12 protein-coding genes and 1 tRNA gene are annotated in these 15,161 nt (G+C 51.2%); 6 read left to right on the top strand and 7 right to left on the bottom strand.

Translation table 11 applies throughout. From position 1 onward, the window contains the following. Positions 1 to 213 precede the first annotated feature (213 nt). The 4 genes from BM231_RS18670 to gyrA all read right to left on the bottom strand — a co-directional run bounded on the left by BM231_RS18670 (position 214) and on the right by gyrA (position 4,977). Positions 214 to 675, bottom strand: a complete 462-nt coding sequence (locus BM231_RS18670; protein WP_093521872.1) for a peptidylprolyl isomerase — start codon at positions 673 to 675, stop codon at positions 214 to 216. Between the two features lie 55 nt (positions 676 to 730). Continuing rightward, positions 731 to 1,237, bottom strand: coding sequence for a peptidylprolyl isomerase (locus BM231_RS18665; protein ID WP_063304002.1), 507 nt, complete (start codon positions 1,235 to 1,237; stop codon positions 731 to 733). Positions 1,238 to 1,436: 199 nt separating this feature from the next. Beyond that, positions 1,437 to 1,940 carry a pantetheine-phosphate adenylyltransferase gene (gene coaD / locus BM231_RS18660; RefSeq protein WP_093521712.1) on the bottom strand — a complete coding sequence of 168 codons (504 nt, stop codon included), beginning with the start codon at positions 1,938 to 1,940 and terminating at the stop codon, positions 1,437 to 1,439. A gap of 256 nt (positions 1,941 to 2,196) precedes the next feature. Continuing rightward, the gene (gene gyrA / locus BM231_RS18655) at positions 2,197 to 4,977 is read right to left on the bottom strand and encodes a DNA gyrase subunit A (RefSeq protein ID WP_093521710.1); all 2,781 of its coding nucleotides are present in this window, start codon (positions 4,975 to 4,977) and stop codon (positions 2,197 to 2,199) included. A 335-nt stretch (positions 4,978 to 5,312) separates the two neighbouring features. On the opposite strand from gyrA, the gene BM231_RS18650 reads away from it, so the two are divergent. The 3 genes from BM231_RS18650 to galE all read left to right on the top strand — a co-directional run bounded on the left by BM231_RS18650 (position 5,313) and on the right by galE (position 8,060). Then, positions 5,313 to 5,945: a MarC family protein gene (locus BM231_RS18650; protein ID WP_093521708.1), complete on the top strand. Its 633-nt coding sequence runs from the start codon at positions 5,313 to 5,315 to the stop codon at positions 5,943 to 5,945. Positions 5,946 to 6,056: 111 nt separating this feature from the next. After that, a complete protein-coding gene (locus BM231_RS18645) occupies positions 6,057 to 6,989 on the top strand; it encodes a cation diffusion facilitator family transporter (RefSeq protein WP_093521706.1) in 933 nt (310 codons plus the stop codon). Positions 6,990 to 7,070: 81 nt separating this feature from the next. After that, complete coding sequence (galE, locus tag BM231_RS18640; protein WP_093521704.1) at positions 7,071 to 8,060, top strand: UDP-glucose 4-epimerase GalE; 990 nt, start codon at positions 7,071 to 7,073, stop codon at positions 8,058 to 8,060. 64 nt (positions 8,061 to 8,124) lie between these two features. On the opposite strand, the gene BM231_RS18635 is transcribed toward galE, so the two are convergent. Both BM231_RS18635 and BM231_RS18630 read right to left on the bottom strand, forming a co-directional pair. Further along, positions 8,125 to 8,562: a DUF192 domain-containing protein gene (locus tag BM231_RS18635; protein WP_244527190.1), complete on the bottom strand. Its 438-nt coding sequence runs from the start codon at positions 8,560 to 8,562 to the stop codon at positions 8,125 to 8,127. A gap of 116 nt (positions 8,563 to 8,678) precedes the next feature. Next, on the bottom strand, positions 8,679 to 9,260 hold the full coding sequence (locus BM231_RS18630; RefSeq protein WP_063311313.1) for a cold-shock protein: 582 nt from the start codon (positions 9,258 to 9,260) through the stop codon (positions 8,679 to 8,681). A gap of 417 nt (positions 9,261 to 9,677) precedes the next feature. Between BM231_RS18630 and gloA the strand changes: the two genes are divergently transcribed. Together gloA and BM231_RS18620 are read left to right on the top strand one after the other, a co-directional pair. Further along, positions 9,678 to 10,118: a lactoylglutathione lyase gene (gene gloA / locus BM231_RS18625; RefSeq protein WP_093521702.1), complete on the top strand. Its 441-nt coding sequence runs from the start codon at positions 9,678 to 9,680 to the stop codon at positions 10,116 to 10,118. A 190-nt stretch (positions 10,119 to 10,308) separates the two neighbouring features. After that, a tRNA-Glu gene (locus BM231_RS18620) sits at positions 10,309 to 10,383 on the top strand. A 320-nt stretch (positions 10,384 to 10,703) separates the two neighbouring features. Here the strand turns inward: BM231_RS18620 and BM231_RS18615 are convergent. Next, positions 10,704 to 11,261: a single-stranded DNA-binding protein gene (locus BM231_RS18615; protein ID WP_093521700.1), complete on the bottom strand. Its 558-nt coding sequence runs from the start codon at positions 11,259 to 11,261 to the stop codon at positions 10,704 to 10,706. A gap of 401 nt (positions 11,262 to 11,662) precedes the next feature. On the opposite strand from BM231_RS18615, the gene uvrA reads away from it, so the two are divergent. Beyond that, entirely contained in the window at positions 11,663 to 14,596 is a 2,934-nt protein-coding gene (uvrA, locus tag BM231_RS18605; RefSeq protein ID WP_093521696.1) for an excinuclease ABC subunit UvrA, read from the top strand. Positions 14,597 to 15,161: the final 565 nt, after the last annotated feature.

The following is a 15,161-nucleotide window of genomic DNA, read 5'->3' as shown; positions in this document are numbered from 1 at the left end:
GTGCTGTCTTATTGGAATTATTGCCAAATCCGTTTGTTCTCTGCAGGCCTTGCTGTCACCTGTCCCGCAGTCAAACGATTGAAGCCAGAGGGAGATACCCCCTGACGCGATTTAGGTCAACCTGTTTAGAATAGCGCTGCTTCCATTTGCATGGCCCTAACAAAAAGGCCCGGCAAAATGCCGAGCCTTTTATAATTCGCAGTGCGTTCGCTATTAAGCGTCTGCAGCAACCTTCAAAGATACGATCTTATCTGGGTTGGAAACAGGTTCACCACGTTTGATCTTGTCAACGTTGTCCATACCTTCGACAACCTGACCCCAAGCGGTGTACTGGCCGTCGAGCCAGGAAGCATCGCCGAAGCAGATGAAGAACTGGCTGTCACCGGAGTTTGGATCCATAGAGCGAGCCATGGAGCAAGTGCCGCGAACGTGTTTCGCATCGTTGAATTCAGCTTTCAGCTTCTTGCCAGAGCCACCAGTGCCTGTACCTTGTGGGCAGCCGGTCTGAGCCATGAAACCGTCAATCACACGGTGGAACACGATGCCGTCGTAAAAGCCTTCACGTGCCAGCTCTTTAATACGAGCAACGTGGTTAGGTGCCAGGTCAGGACGCAGTTCAATAACAACGTTACCCTGAGTGGTTTCCAGCAGCAGTGTGTTTTCTGGATCTTTGATATCAGCCACGGGACTGTCCTTTATCTTAGAATAAGTCTGAGTGCAGACATAGCCTCTACTTGGCGTCTGCCGCAACCTGCATTTTGATGATCTTATCAGGGTTACGAACAGGTTCGCCGCGTTTGATCTTGTCTACAGCGTCCATTCCGGAAACCACGTCACCAAATACGGTATACTGACCATCAAGCCAGGACCCATCATTGAACATGATAAAGAACTGAGAGTTCGCACTGTTCGGGCTGCGGGAACGCGCCATGCCAAGAGTACCGCGCTTAAACGGAGCCTTGGAGAACTCAGCTTTCAGGTCAGGCATTTCAGAACCACCCATGCCAGTGCCGGTTGGGTCACCAGTCTGCGCCATGAAGCCGTCAATCACACGATGGAATACGATGCCATCATAAAAACCTTCACGCGTAAGCTGTTTAATACGCTTCACATGCTCAGGAGCAAGATCAGGACGCAGCGCAATTTCAACGCGCCCGTCTTTCAGGTCCAGATAAATCGTGTTTTCAAGATCTTTGGCGCTGGCGGTAAAAGGCATCATAAATGCGCCCAGAACCATCGCACATGCTGTCAGGATACGTAGCAAGATTTCTGTCCTTGTCTTAGTCAAGGCGTACCTCCCAAACTCCCAATTGGCTTTCGAAAAGAGATACGCATTCAAAACAAAATTTAGCGGGTGTTACGTGATTGCACATAAACGCGACGCGCTAAAAAAGTCTAACCCTATCAAATAGGCAGTCTTTTCTGTTGCGTTGTTTTTAAGCAATCTCAAAGCGCTTTTTGAGCGCAGCCTCAACACACTTGGGGACAAACGAACTGTAATCTCCCCCCATCTTTGCAATCTGGCGCACCAGTGTAGCCGTAATGGGGCGCATCACAGGTGAGCTTGGAAAAAATACGGTCTTGATGTCAGGAGCCATCGCCCCGTTCATTCCAGCCATTTGCATTTCATAGTTGAGATCGGTTGAATCTCGAAGTCCGCGCACCAGAATGTTGGAGCCATGCTCCCGCGCGGCGTCCACGACAAGCCTCGTAAAGGAGACAGTGCGAATACGAGCAGCATTCTCTGCTCCAAACTGTTCTTCACACGCAAGGCGGATCAACTCCACGCGTTCTTCAAAGGAAAACAACGGGGCCTTGGAAGCCTGAATACCAATGGCTACAATCACCTCATCAGCTAGAACCAATGATTGTTCCAGAATGTCCAGATGGCCATGTGTCATAGGATCAAAAGACCCCGGATAAAGTGCAATGCGCTTCATATAATCTCTCGCGTCACAAATGCCTCTCCCCATAAGCATCATAAATGACACTTACCTCTCGGGCGTTGGCGCGATTGAACCCATTTTCCCCATGCGTTTCAAGCTATTTCTGACAATGAGACCATAGCATTTAGGGCTGTTCCTGCAGAATTTGACCTATAGTTGAGACAAACTGCGGTGCCCTACTCATGGAACGAAGGACCAGAAACAAAAAAGGCGGAGCACATGCCCCGCCTTTTTCTAAAATCTACAGCAATTACTCAGCGCTTGGCGTTTCACCGCCGTCACCCTCAGATGCCGGAGCCTCTCCAGTGTCGCCACCAGCCTCAACGACGTCGTCAGCTTCAGCATTCTCGTCATCATCAGCTTCGCTAATGCGTTCCACCGCAACAACTTGCTCTTCAGCAGAGGTATTGAACACAGTCACACCCTGCGTCGAGCGACCAGCAATGCGGATGCCATTGACCGGACAACGGATCAGCTGACCACCATTGGTCACCAGCATAATCTCGTCACTGTCTTCACTGCGGAAAGACGCAACCAAGCGACCATTACGATCGTTCACCGTCATCGCTGCGATGCCTTTACCACCGCGACCGGTGGTACGGTACTCGTAGGAGCTCGTGCGTTTGCCATAACCCTTTTCAGAAACAGTAAGAATGACCTCTTCACTCTCATTCATCTCTTCAAAGCGTTCTTTAGACATGCCAGCATCTTCGAACGACACATTACCTTCTGCTTCCTCGCCGCGCATGGCACGGGAAAGCTTCAGATAAGCCGTACGCTCTTCTGAATCACACTCGAAGTGACCCAGAATCGTCATGGAGATGACGTGATCGCTTTCAGCAAGGTTGATCCCGCGAACACCAACAGAGTTACGACCAGAGAACACACGAACATCCGTTGCCGGGAAGCGAATACACATACCCGAAGAAGTCGTCAGCAGAACATCATCATCTTCCGTTGAAGTCATCACGTTGACGATGCCATCGCCCTCTTCCAACTTCATGGCGATCTTGCCGTTCTTGTTGATCTGAGCGAAATCGGAGAGCTTGTTCCGACGGATCGTGCCGCGCTTGGTCGCGAACATAACATCCAACTCAGCCCAAGTTTCCTCGTTCTCAGGAAGCGGCAAAATGGATGTGATGCGTTCACCCTGCTCCAGAGGAAGCATATTGACCAGCGCATTACCACGCGCCTGAGGACTAGCCAAAGGCAAGCGCCAGACTTTCATCTTGTAGGCAATACCGCGAGACGAGAAGAACAGAACCGGCGTATGCGTATTTGCAACGAACAGGCGGGTTACAAAGTCTTCGTCCTTCGTCCGCATGCCAGAACGCCCCTTACCGCCGCGGCGCTGCGCACGATAAGTGTCCAAAGGAACGCGTTTGATGTAGCCGGTATGAGACACGGTCACGACCATATCTTCACGCTGGATCAGATCTTCATCATCCAGATCTCCGCCGCCATCAGTAATTTCAGTCCGGCGAGGTGTCGCAAACTCATCACGCACTTCTTCAAGCTCGGTACGAACGATCTGAAGAATACGCTCACGGCTACGCAGAATATCAAGATAGTCCTTGATCTCTGTCGCCAGCTTATCGAGTTCATCGCCAATTTCATCGCGGCCCAGAGCAGTCAGACGTTGCAAGCGCAAGTCCAGAATGGCGCGAGCCTGATCTTCAGAAAGCTTGAACGTGCCATCTTCCTGAATAGCGTAGCGCGGATCATCAATCAGCTGGATAAGCGGTTCAATGTCTTTCGCTGGCCAATTGCGCTCCATCAGCTGACGGCGCGCTGTCGCAGGATCCGGTGCAGTGCGGATCAGATGAATAACATCATCGATATTGGCTGTTGCTACAGCCAAACCAACGAGAACATGAGCACGATCACGCGCTTTGTTCAGAAGGAAACGGGTCCGGCGGCCAATAACTTCTTCACGGAAAGCAATGAATGCTTTCAACATATCCTGCAGCGCAAGCTGTTCAGGACGCCCACCATTCAGAGCGACAACGTTACAACCAAAGCTCTGCTGAAGCTGAGAGTAACGATAAAGCTGGTTCAGGATAACATCCGGAACCGCATCACGCTTCAGCTCAATAACAACGCGCATGCCCCGGCGATCAGATTCGTCGCGAATGTCAGAGATGCCCTCAATCCGCTTCTCACGAACAAGCTCTGCGATCTTCTCGATCATAGAGGATTTGTTCACCTGATAAGGGATTTCAGTGACAATCAAAGCCATACGGCCTGAGCGGATTTCTTCCGTCTCAACCCGGCTGCGCATAAGAACGGAACCACGTCCAGTCTCATAGGCTGATTTGATGCCAGCACGGCCAAGAATAATACCACCGGTCGGGAAGTCCGGACCCGGGATGATCTCCATCAGCTCCGGCAGAGTGATTTCAGGGCGCTCGATCATTGCGATCGTGCCATCAATCACTTCACCCATGTTATGTGGTGGAATGTTGGTCGCCATACCAACAGCAATACCACCAGCACCGTTTACCAGTAGGTTCGGGTAGCGTGCTGGGAGAACTTCAGGTTCCGTCTCGGAACCATCGTAGTTCTCGTTGAAGTTCACGGTATCTTTGTCGATATCGGAAAGCTGTGTCTGAGCAACTTTTTCGAGGCGGCACTCTGTGTAACGCATCGCCGCAGCACGGTCACCATCAACCGAGCCAAAGTTACCCTGCCCATTAATGAGTGGCAGGCGCATGGAAAAATCCTGCGCCATACGAACAAGAGCATCATAAATCGCACTATCACCATGTGGGTGATATTTACCCATAACGTCGCCAACGACGCGGGCGGATTTACGGTAGGGCTTGTTCCACTCATATCCGTTTTCATGCATAGAATACAGAATACGGCGGTGAACCGGCTTCAAACCATCACGAACATCGGGAAGCGCACGGCTCACAATCACGCTCATTGCGTAATCGAGATAGCTGCGCTTCATTTCATCTGTGATAGAGACGGGCCGAATGTCGCTAGGTAGGCCACCTGGTGGTGTACTTAAGTCCTGATCTGCCAAGGATTATTCTCATCAATTTTAAGTCAGAATTCCCAGTCTTTATACCCGATTCAACCCGCAGAACCAAACGCCTTAAGCCCTGAAAAGGCACCTAATAACAACTACCTTACCCCACGGCCTCACCAACAACTGGTTACTAGGCCTTTCTACGCAGTTTCGTTACTCAAAAGCACCGCCCTTCCTCATAAAAATACTAAGTCAGACTCAGGGAGTGTAAAATCCTATCAAACTCTTGCCAAATACAACTTTGTCTGGTAGCGCCCTCTCAAGAACCGCAGAAATGCGGGTTAAAACGCCCGAAAGACGGGCCAACACAACATACAAGGTAAAGCGCAATGCTCATTGAGTTCCTCATCAATGCATTTGCCATGCTGTTTGTCACCATCGACCCGATTGGTCTGGCACCGATTTTTCTGGCCGTGACCGCCGGGGCAAGCAGTGTTGAGCGCCGACAGATCGCTATTAAAGCTGTGATCATTTCTGGCATCACGCTCCTGGCATTTTTCTTTGCCGGACGCCAGCTTCTGGAAGTTCTCGGCATCTCTCAAGCTGCATTTAAAGTTGCAGGCGGCCTACTGCTCTTCATCATTGCAACTGAGATGGTGTTCGAACATCGCCAGAAGCGTAAAGCTGAAAGTGCGGAAAAGGTTGTCGAACAGGAAGACTTGTCCCAGACAGCAGTGTTCCCACTGGCGATTCCGCTCATTGCAGGCCCGGCAACAATCTCTGCAATCATCCTGCTCGCCGGTCAGGCACCGGGCTTCTCAGGCCAGATGAGCCTGATCGCAGTCCTTCTCTCTGTGCTTGCACTCAGCTTCTTTGTGTTTTTGCTGGCAGCGCGCATCGATAAACTGCTCGGCTCAACAGTTCAGCTCATCATCACCCGTCTGTTCGGTGTGATCCTCGCAGCGCTGTCCGTTCAGTTCGTCGCAGACGGCATCTTCTCTTTAATCGAGATGCATTCATAATTCAGGCGAGCGCCCATACCTCTTGTGGGCGCTCTTCTCTCTAAATGAGATAGAGCTTGCAGTCCCAAATCCCCTTCGTAAAGTCACCCTTGTATTTTACGGAGGATTCGAATGGCTGCCCACGGCTCAAAAAAAGTGATTTTCGCCGCCCTTGCTGGCAACACACTCATTTCAATCACCAAATTTGCTGCCGCAGCCTATACCGGGTCTGCCGCAATGCTGTCCGAAGGCATTCACTCGCTCGTTGACACGGGAAATCAGGGCCTGCTGCTGCTTGGCATGAAGCGCGCTGAAAAACCTGCAGATGAAAAACACCCATTCGGATACGGCTCAGAAATTTACTTCTGGGCATTTGTCGTCGCCATCATGATTTTCGCTGTCGGCGCAGGCATTTCGCTCTACGAAGGCATTCAGAAAATTCTCAATCCTCACCCGATTGAATCTGCTCTGATCGCTTATATCGTTCTTGGGCTCGCAATCATTTTTGAAGGCTGGGCCTGGATGGTCGCCTATAAAGAGTTCAAAAAAACCAAAGGCAAGCGCCCTTTCCTTGCAGCTGTACGCGACAGCAAAGACCCGACAGTTTTCACAGTACTTTTTGAAGATACAGCCGCAATGCTCGGCCTGCTCGTAGCCCTTGTCGGCATCTACGGCGCTCAAGCTTTGGGCATCGCATGGCTTGATGGCGCAGCATCAGTCGTAATTGGCCTAATCCTCGCAGGCACGGCCTTTGTTCTGGCACTGGAGACCAAAGGCCTCCTCATCGGCGAAAGTGCTTCAGACGAGCTTGTCGCATCCGTGAGAGAAATCCTGCAAGCACCTGCAGCAGTAAAGGGTGTGAATGAAATCCGCACGCTGCATCTGGGTCCGAATGATGTCCTCCTCGCAGCCTCTCTGGATTTCGAAGATGCCCTGACAGCAGGCGCAGTTGAAGAAGTCATTTTCTCACTGGAAGATACGATCAAAAGGGCACAACCGCTGATCGGACGCGTGTTCCTCGAAGTTCAAGCTGCCCGCGATCACCAGATTCTTGAGGGCGAATAATCAAGGCTAATTCTTTTGCATAGAGATCAGCTCATAAGCGCTCTATGAAACACACCTATTTTGAAAGTCTTGGAGCAGACAATGACCATACTTGTAACAGGCGGCTGCGGATATATTGGAAGCCACATGACGTGGTGCCTTCACGACGCTGGAGAGGATTTTGTCGTCATAGACAACCTGTCCACGGGCTTCGATTGGGCCATACCGCAGAGCACTAAGCTTTACGAAGGCGAAATCACAGACCTTGATCTGCTCCAGACAATCTTCCGCAACCACGACATCTCTGCGGTCATTCACTTCGCCGGCTCAATTATCGTCCCAGAATCTGTCTCTAACCCATTGAAATATTATGAGAATAACACAGCAGCCTCACGTACATTGATTGAAGCTTGCGTAAAAAATGACATCAAGCATTTCATTTTCTCATCAACCGCAGCTGTTTATGGTGATCCAGAAGTTATCCCAGTTTCTGAAGATACACCCCTAACCCCCTTAAGCCCTTACGGCACCTCAAAGCTTATGACAGAACTTATGCTGCGCGACACCGCCGCTGCGCACGAGTTTAAATACACGGCTCTACGCTATTTCAATGTGGCAGGCGCAGACCCCGAAGGTCGCACTGGCCAATCCACCAAGAATGCGACACATCTGATCAAAGTGGCCTGCGAAGCTGCCCTCGGCAAACGCACCCATCTCGGCATTTTTGGCGATGATTTCGACACACCAGATGGGACCGGAGTGCGCGATTACATCCACGTTTCCGACCTTGCAAGCGCACATTACCTTGCCCTAAAACGCCTGCGCGATGGCGGGGATAGCATTATCATGAACGCAGGCTACGGTGACGGCTATTCAGTCCTTCAGGTCATCGATGCTGTGAAAGCCGTATCCGATGTTGATTTTGAGGTGAAAAAAGAACCCCGCCGTGCTGGCGACTCTCCAAAGGTTGTCGCAGACAACTCCAGAATCATGAGCAATCTGGAATGGAAGCCCCGCTTTGATGACCTGCCAACAATCGTAAAGCACGCGCTGGATTGGGAGAAAAAGCTCCAATTCAAAAACAGCCTTTAAACGCCATTGTGCCGGCTGAACTCCTCAGTCGGCACACTTTCCTGCGAACCACTCAACACTTCATCTATGGGATACGAATAACGCGATCTCCGGGCTGTATGCCCAATTCAGCCGCGCGCCCAGCCACCACTTCTAAAACATATTGAGCAGGCAAACCGGAAGGAATAATCTCTTCCGAGTACGGCACTGTGTTTGCAGCAATACTTTTCACTTTGTAATCAGACCCGATGAAGATGATATCAAGCGAAGTCGGCGTATTTTTCATCCAGAAATACTGAAGACCCGACTGCGGGAAAATGAACAGCATCCCTTGATCAGCCGTCAGATCCGTTCGGCCCATCAAACCTTGAGCCCTGTCATCAGGCGTTTCAGCAACTTCAACCTGAAACTCATGCGTTCCATTGGCACTACGCACCTCAAGCATCTCAGTTCTCATACCCGCAGCAACCGCTGATGTTATACCCAGCACAACAAAAATGAATGCAATTCGAAGAACCGTCATATAGCCTTAAACCTCGTTTTCTTTAGCATTGAGCCAAAGAAAAACCCTTGGCAAGTCGCCAAGGGCTTAAAATCAGCAAATCTCAGGAATGTGATCTGAAAATCGTCAGACTCTCATCAGTGGGATGCCGGAATGTGAGTACCGCTCCCAACAGGCCGAACTTCCGCAGCCATCTTGCCTTTCGGCCCATCACCAAAGCGCACCTGCACCTTTTGGCCGGGCCGCAACTCCGTAATACCGAAACGGCGCAATGTTTCCATATGAATAAAGATATCTTCCGTTCCCTCGCCGCGCGTTAGGAAACCAAAGCCCTTAACCCGGTTAAACCACTTCACTTCCGCGTCGATAAAGCTACCCTCTGGCGTCACCTGCACGTGCGTCCGAGAAGGTGGTAGCTGAGAAGGATGAACCGCATAACTCTCATCCATGGAAAGAATGCGCATCGCCTGCAATCCGCGCGGACGATTAAGTACCTCGCAAACAACACGCGCACCTTCATACGCTGTCTGATAACCGTCTCGGCGCAAGCATGTAACATGCAACAAGACGTCAGGCAGATCGTCTTCTGGCTCTACAAAACCATAGCCTTTGCCAATATCAAACCACTTGATTGTTCCTGCCACTTGAAGAACATCTAAGGCTGTATCGTCAACCAGGTCCTCGACAGAGCCTACCTGAGGCGCCGTTTTTACCACCATGATGAATGCCCCGAAATTTGCCGCATCTGAAATGTAACGCTCGATCAAAACCGAACACCACTTGATTCCACAAAAAGAATATCATTACGCCCGACGGCAAAAAGGTAAAAAATTAACAAAGAGCTAAATGATCCCCCATTGATTTGGTTAGTGTTGTCCTATCAACACCATTTACCTGAAGTTTGGAGGGGGTATAGCTAACACTACTGAAGATTTTATCCCATGAATCCCCGCGTTACTTTCAAAGTCTCCGCTTGTCATCAGATACACACTATTGCGGAGCATACCTTGCATATTCTGAATTCAGAAATACTGGACGCCCTTCCCTCTCAGCATTTTTCACGCTAGCTTCGCCCAACTTCAACCTCTGCTGGTTCTCACTTCACAGAGCCAATCCCATAAAAGAAAGAGTTCGACATGCGTTATCTACACACTATGGTCCGCGTCAAAGACCTTGATGAATCCCTGAACTTTTATTGCAGTATCTTTGGGCTGGAAGAAGTACGCCGCCACGAAAGCGAAGCTGGCCGGTTCACGCTGGTCTTCCTGGCCGCATCTGAAGATAAAGAGAACTTCAATGCATCCTCCGCCCCAGCCCTTGAGTTGACCTATAACTGGGATCCGGAAGAATACGCCGGAGGGCGCAACTTCGGTCACCTCGCTTATGAAGTCGACAATATCTATGAGACCTGCGAGAAGCTGCAGGCAGCAGGTATCACCATCAACCGACCACCCCGTGATGGTCGCATGGCATTCATTGTTTCTCCAGATGGGATTTCCATTGAGCTTTTGCAAAAAAGTGGAAGCCTTGAGCCAGCTGAGCCATGGCTCTCTATGAGCAACACCGGCAGCTGGTAATTCCAGCACAAGCTTTCAGCGTCTCAACTTCAATTGAGGCGCTGAAAACTAACAATAATAGAGAAAAGAATAGACCAAATCCATATTTGTGGATTGTTTGAATTATAAAATTTTAAGCACTAGACAATATCCTACTGAAAACTTATAAGCCTCCTCACACAGCGCGCCACATGCGCAAATGCTGTAGAGTGCGCCCATCGTCTAGCGGTTAGGACGCCGCCCTTTCACGGCGGAAACAGGGGTTCGATTCCCCTTGGGCGTACCAATTCTTTCCCTTTAATTTATTTCGTTTGCTGGCATTGCGTTTCTGCGCGTGCTGCTGCTCTTTTATTTTACAGCGCATCGCCGAAAAGTGGGAACCGGTTTTCGGATAAAGATACGCAAAAACAAAGGCTAAAGCAGTTCAGATGCTTCAACATAAATGCGAACTGCTTTAAGAGCACGCCCCCAAGCAGACATTTCACCACACCTCAAGCCAGCACCTCTAGTCGCGCCCTCCCTTTAACAAGACTTCGCACCAGAGCACAAAAAAGCCCGGTAGTGAAACAATGCTCACTCCGGGCCATCTTGAATTGTCTGCTTGGCTTAGAACGGAATTTCGTCGTCCATTCCACCGCCGAAACCGCCAGATGGTGCTTGACCACCTCCGCCGCCACCGCCGAAGCCGCCGCCCTGATTGCTGGAGCCACCACCGCCAAAGCCACCGCCCTGGTCGTATCCGCCGCCACCGCCGCCGCCGCCGCCGAAGCCACCGGACTGACCACCTTGGCTGCCTGCACCACCGCCTTCGCCGCGACCATCAAGCATAGTCAGCGTCGAGTTGAAGCCTTGCAGAACGATCTCGGTGGAGTATTTATCCTGGCCGCTCTGGTCCTGCCATTTGCGGGTTTGCAACTGACCTTCGATGTAAACCTTGGAGCCTTTGCGCAGGAATTGCTCGGCAACCTTCGCAAGGCCTTCATTAAACACAACAACACGGTGCCATTCGGTCCGCTCACGGCGCTCGCCGCTGTTACGGTCACGCCAGCTCTCCGAAGTAGCGATACGCAAGTTGACGATTGGACGACCGTCCTGCGTACGGCGAATTTCCGGATCTGCGCCCAAATTTCCAACCAAAATGACTTTATTGACGCTACCGGCCATTGAATTACTCCTAAGTCTGAACTCGCCCAAAGTTTAAGCGAGTTAAGTTGGCAAGTAACCTATGCTCCGCGCTCTACAATTCAAACAGACTTTCTCAAAGCCGCCGTGGTTGTCCACATTTCCTAGGCTTTCAGTCGGAATATCAGACGCCCGCAAGCAAGGCTCTCCACTCGTTCTATATTTGTTCCAGCACAATGCCTTGCAAAACTGCCAAGTTCAACTCTCAATTTTTCTAAAAGACAATTTTGCGCGAGCAAACTCAAAAAGGCTTGCTCCTTAAAATTGTTCCGTTTATGTTCCACCTGCTTTCTAGCGCACATTCTCCTGCATTTTGAGGATCGCGCCCAGACCTGTTTTGCTTTTTATATGCGAACTCGGCATCCGTGATAAAGGACAGTTCCATGGCGAAGTCGCCAACACATGACACACACAACACTCCCGCGCGCGCAGATCTTACGAAGCAGATTACTGTACGTGGCGCTCGCGAACATAACTTGAAAAATGTGGATCTGGATCTTCCACGCGATAGCCTCATTGTTATGACTGGCCTGTCCGGCTCAGGCAAATCTTCGCTTGCCTTCGATACCATTTATGCCGAGGGGCAGCGCCGCTACGTTGAAAGCCTAAGCGCTTACGCCCGCCAGTTCCTTGAAATGATGCAGAAACCGGATGTGGATCAGATTGACGGCCTGTCACCTGCCATCTCCATTGAGCAGAAAACCACATCAAAAAACCCCCGCTCCACAGTCGGCACAGTCACCGAAATCTATGACTATATGCGCCTTCTGTTCGCGCGCGTGGGCATCCCATATTCCCCGGCAACAGGCCTTCCAATTGAAAGTCAGACCGTTTCCCAGATGGTCGACCGCATTTTGATGCTGGAAGAAGGAACTCGCCTGTACTTGCTGGCCCCCATCGTGCGTGGCCGCAAAGGGGAATATAGAAAAGAACTCGCCGAGCTGATGAAGAAGGGCTTCCAACGCGTAAAAGTTGACGGCGAATATTATGAAATCGCCGATGCACCTACTCTGGATAAGAAGTTCAAGCACGATATTGACGTGGTCGTTGACCGCGTCGTCGTGCGTGAAGACATGGCAGGCCGCCTCGCAGATTCTCTGGAAACAGCACTAGAGCTGGCAGAAGGTCTGGCAACAATCGAGTTTGCAGATCAGCAAGACGAAAAGGGCAAAGCCAAACAGATCGTCTTCTCTGAAAAATTCGCCTGCCCGGTTTCCGGCTTCACAATCCCGGAAATCGAGCCACGCCTGTTCTCATTCAACAACCCGTTTGGCGCCTGCCCAACCTGTGATGGCCTCGGCACCAAGCTTGCTTTTGAAGCCGAACTTGTCGTTCCGGACCAGACCCTCTCCCTCCGCGGTGGCGCGATTCTGCCATGGTCCAAGACCGGCTCTACTTCTCCTTATTATACCCAGACACTGGAAGCGTTGGCGAAGCACTACAAACAGCCAATGACCAAAGCCTGGAAAGACCTGCCGGAAGATTTTCGCAATGCAGTGCTGTTTGGAACCGGCAACACAAAAGTACAGTTCGTTTACGACGATGGTACCCGCTCTTACAAAACCGAAAAGCCATTTGAAGGCGTTGTCGGCAACATTGAGCGTCGCTGGCGTGAAACAGATTCTCAAATGGTGCGCGACGAGCTTTCACGCTACCAGTCCGACCATGCCTGCGATGCCTGTAACGGCTATCGCCTAAAACCTGAAGCCCTGTGCGTCAAGATTGCAGACCGCCATATCGGTGAGATCACCGCCCTTTCCATCAAGACTGCACATGACTGGTTCTCCAGCATTGATGAGAAGCTCTCCGACAAGCAAAACGAAATCGCCTATCGCATCCTCAAGGAAATCCGCGAGCGCCTGAAATTCCTCAATGACGTTGGTCTTGAGTACCTTTCCATGGACCGTTCATCAGGCACTCTGTCTGGCGGCGAAAGTCAGCGTATCCGCCTCGCCTCCCAGATTGGCTCTGGCCTCACCGGCGTTCTTTATGTTCTGGACGAACCTTCCATCGGCTTGCACCAGCGCGACAATGCTCGCCTGCTGGAAACGCTGAAGCACCTGCGTAATCTGGGCAATACAGTTATCGTAGTTGAGCATGACGAAGACGCCGTCCTGACCGCAGATTATGTGGTGGACGTAGGTCCAGGCGCAGGTATCCATGGCGGTCAGGTGGTTGCACAAGGTACACCGGAAGAAGTGATGGCCAACCCATCTTCCCTGACCGGCAAGTACCTCTCCGGCAAAATGAGCATTCCGCAGCCGGATGAACCACGCAAGATCGACAAGAACCGTCAGATCAAGGTGTTCGGCGCACGCGGCAACAACCTTAAAGATGTCAATGCAACGATCCCGCTTGGAACCTTCACATGCGTGACAGGTGTGTCTGGCGGTGGTAAATCCACCTTCCTGATCGACACCGTCTATAAGGCAACAGCTCGCCGCCTCAATGGCGCACGCGACAACCCTGCCCCGCATGACCGCATTGAAGGTCTGGAGCGCCTCGACAAAGTCATCGACATTGATCAGTCCCCAATCGGCAGAACCCCGCGCTCCAACCCGGCCACATACACCGGCGCCTTCACTCCAATCCGTGAATGGTTCGCAGGCATGCCGGAAGCAAAAGCACGTGGCTACGCCCCAGGTCGCTTTTCTTTCAACGTGAAAGGCGGACGCTGTGAAGCCTGTCAGGGGGATGGCGTCATCAAGATCGAGATGCACTTCCTGCCCGATGTGTATGTCACCTGTGATGTCTGTAAGGGCAAGCGCTACAATCGCGAGACATTGGAAGTTCAGTTCAAGGGAAAATCCATTGCAGATGTGCTGGACATGACCGTTGAAGAAGCAGCAAGCTTCTTCTCTGCCGTGCCATCCATCCGCGATAAAATGGAAACCCTTGCCCGCGTGGGCCTTGGCTACATCAAGGTGGGCCAGCAGGCGACCACATTGTCGGGCGGCGAAGCACAACGTGTGAAGCTAGCAAAAGAGCTTTCCAAACGCTCAACCGGTCGCACGCTCTACATTCTGGACGAACCAACAACCGGCCTCCATTTCCACGATGTCGCAAAGTTGCTTGACGTTCTTCATGAGCTGGTCGATCAAGGCAACACAGTTCTCGTGATTGAGCACAATCTGGAAGTGATCAGAACCGCAGACTGGATCCTTGACCTTGGACCTGAAGGCGGAGACGGCGGCGGAACCATCGTCGCAACAGGCCGCCCGCAGGACGTGGCGGAGGTACCGGAGAGCTATACAGGGCACTTCCTCAAGGAATTGTTTGAAAGGCGAAGCGCCAACAAGCTGGATGCAGCAGAGTAAAAACCAAATGGCCGGGCACTGTCCCGGTCATTTTTTTTTGCAAAGACCACACTCCACAGCAGGCTCTTTCCATGCAAACAACACAAAATTCCAATTGCTGTCGCCCCACCACAAAACCTGCCCAAAATGGCCGACACATTGAAATATGATTAAGTTTTGAGCGCCAACTGCCTAAAAATAGCGTTCTCAGCCCCTCAGGTATGCAGATTTGTGCCCCAAATCACAAAACTACCGCACCGCACAATCGTTAATTTTGGCATTTATGTCGTTTTAAAGAGTGGTAGCGCCATCATTCGCCATAATGCCATGCATTTTTTGCATATCGGACATGCGAAATGATGTGATGCACAATTGGAAAGTCTTTTGTATAAACCAACTCAAGGCCGCTGAGGAACTCCTCCCAATTAAACCTCGGCAGCCTAACATACAATCCTCAGGCAGCACCTCCTCCCAAGCTGTTTGATGGTTCCTAAACAGAGATTTCCTCCCAGTTCTCTGTTTACTAGCTTCGCCCGTCGTTCCTCCCATCGACGGGCGTTAGCTGTTTTAGGGCCCCATTTTTTCT

This window comes from Pseudovibrio ascidiaceicola (genome assembly GCF_900114245.1).
GTDB classification, from domain to species: domain Bacteria; phylum Pseudomonadota; class Alphaproteobacteria; order Rhizobiales; family Stappiaceae; genus Pseudovibrio; species Pseudovibrio ascidiaceicola.
The sequence above is the reverse complement of the archived record's forward strand: the minus strand, read 5'-3'. Positions and strand labels throughout refer to the sequence as shown.

Excerpts from the sequence above, each read along its gene's own strand:
- BM231_RS18665 (WP_063304002.1), bottom strand. The coding sequence starts at position 1,237 with ATGGTTCTGGGCGCATTTATGATGCCTTTTACCGCCAGCGCCAAAGAT.
- coaD (WP_093521712.1), bottom strand. The coding sequence starts at position 1,940 with ATGAAGCGCATTGCACTTTATCCGGGGTCTTTTGATCCTATGACACAT.
- BM231_RS18650 (WP_093521708.1), top strand. The coding sequence starts at position 5,313 with ATGCTCATTGAGTTCCTCATCAATGCATTTGCCATGCTGTTTGTCACC.
- BM231_RS18645 (WP_093521706.1), top strand. The coding sequence starts at position 6,057 with ATGGCTGCCCACGGCTCAAAAAAAGTGATTTTCGCCGCCCTTGCTGGC.
- galE (WP_093521704.1), top strand. The coding sequence starts at position 7,071 with ATGACCATACTTGTAACAGGCGGCTGCGGATATATTGGAAGCCACATG.
- BM231_RS18635 (WP_244527190.1), bottom strand. The coding sequence starts at position 8,562 with ATGACGGTTCTTCGAATTGCATTCATTTTTGTTGTGCTGGGTATAACA.
- BM231_RS18630 (WP_063311313.1), bottom strand. The coding sequence starts at position 9,260 with ATGGTGGTAAAAACGGCGCCTCAGGTAGGCTCTGTCGAGGACCTGGTT.
- gloA (WP_093521702.1), top strand. The coding sequence starts at position 9,678 with ATGCGTTATCTACACACTATGGTCCGCGTCAAAGACCTTGATGAATCC.
- BM231_RS18615 (WP_093521700.1), bottom strand. The coding sequence starts at position 11,261 with ATGGCCGGTAGCGTCAATAAAGTCATTTTGGTTGGAAATTTGGGCGCA.
- uvrA (WP_093521696.1), top strand. The coding sequence starts at position 11,663 with ATGGCGAAGTCGCCAACACATGACACACACAACACTCCCGCGCGCGCA.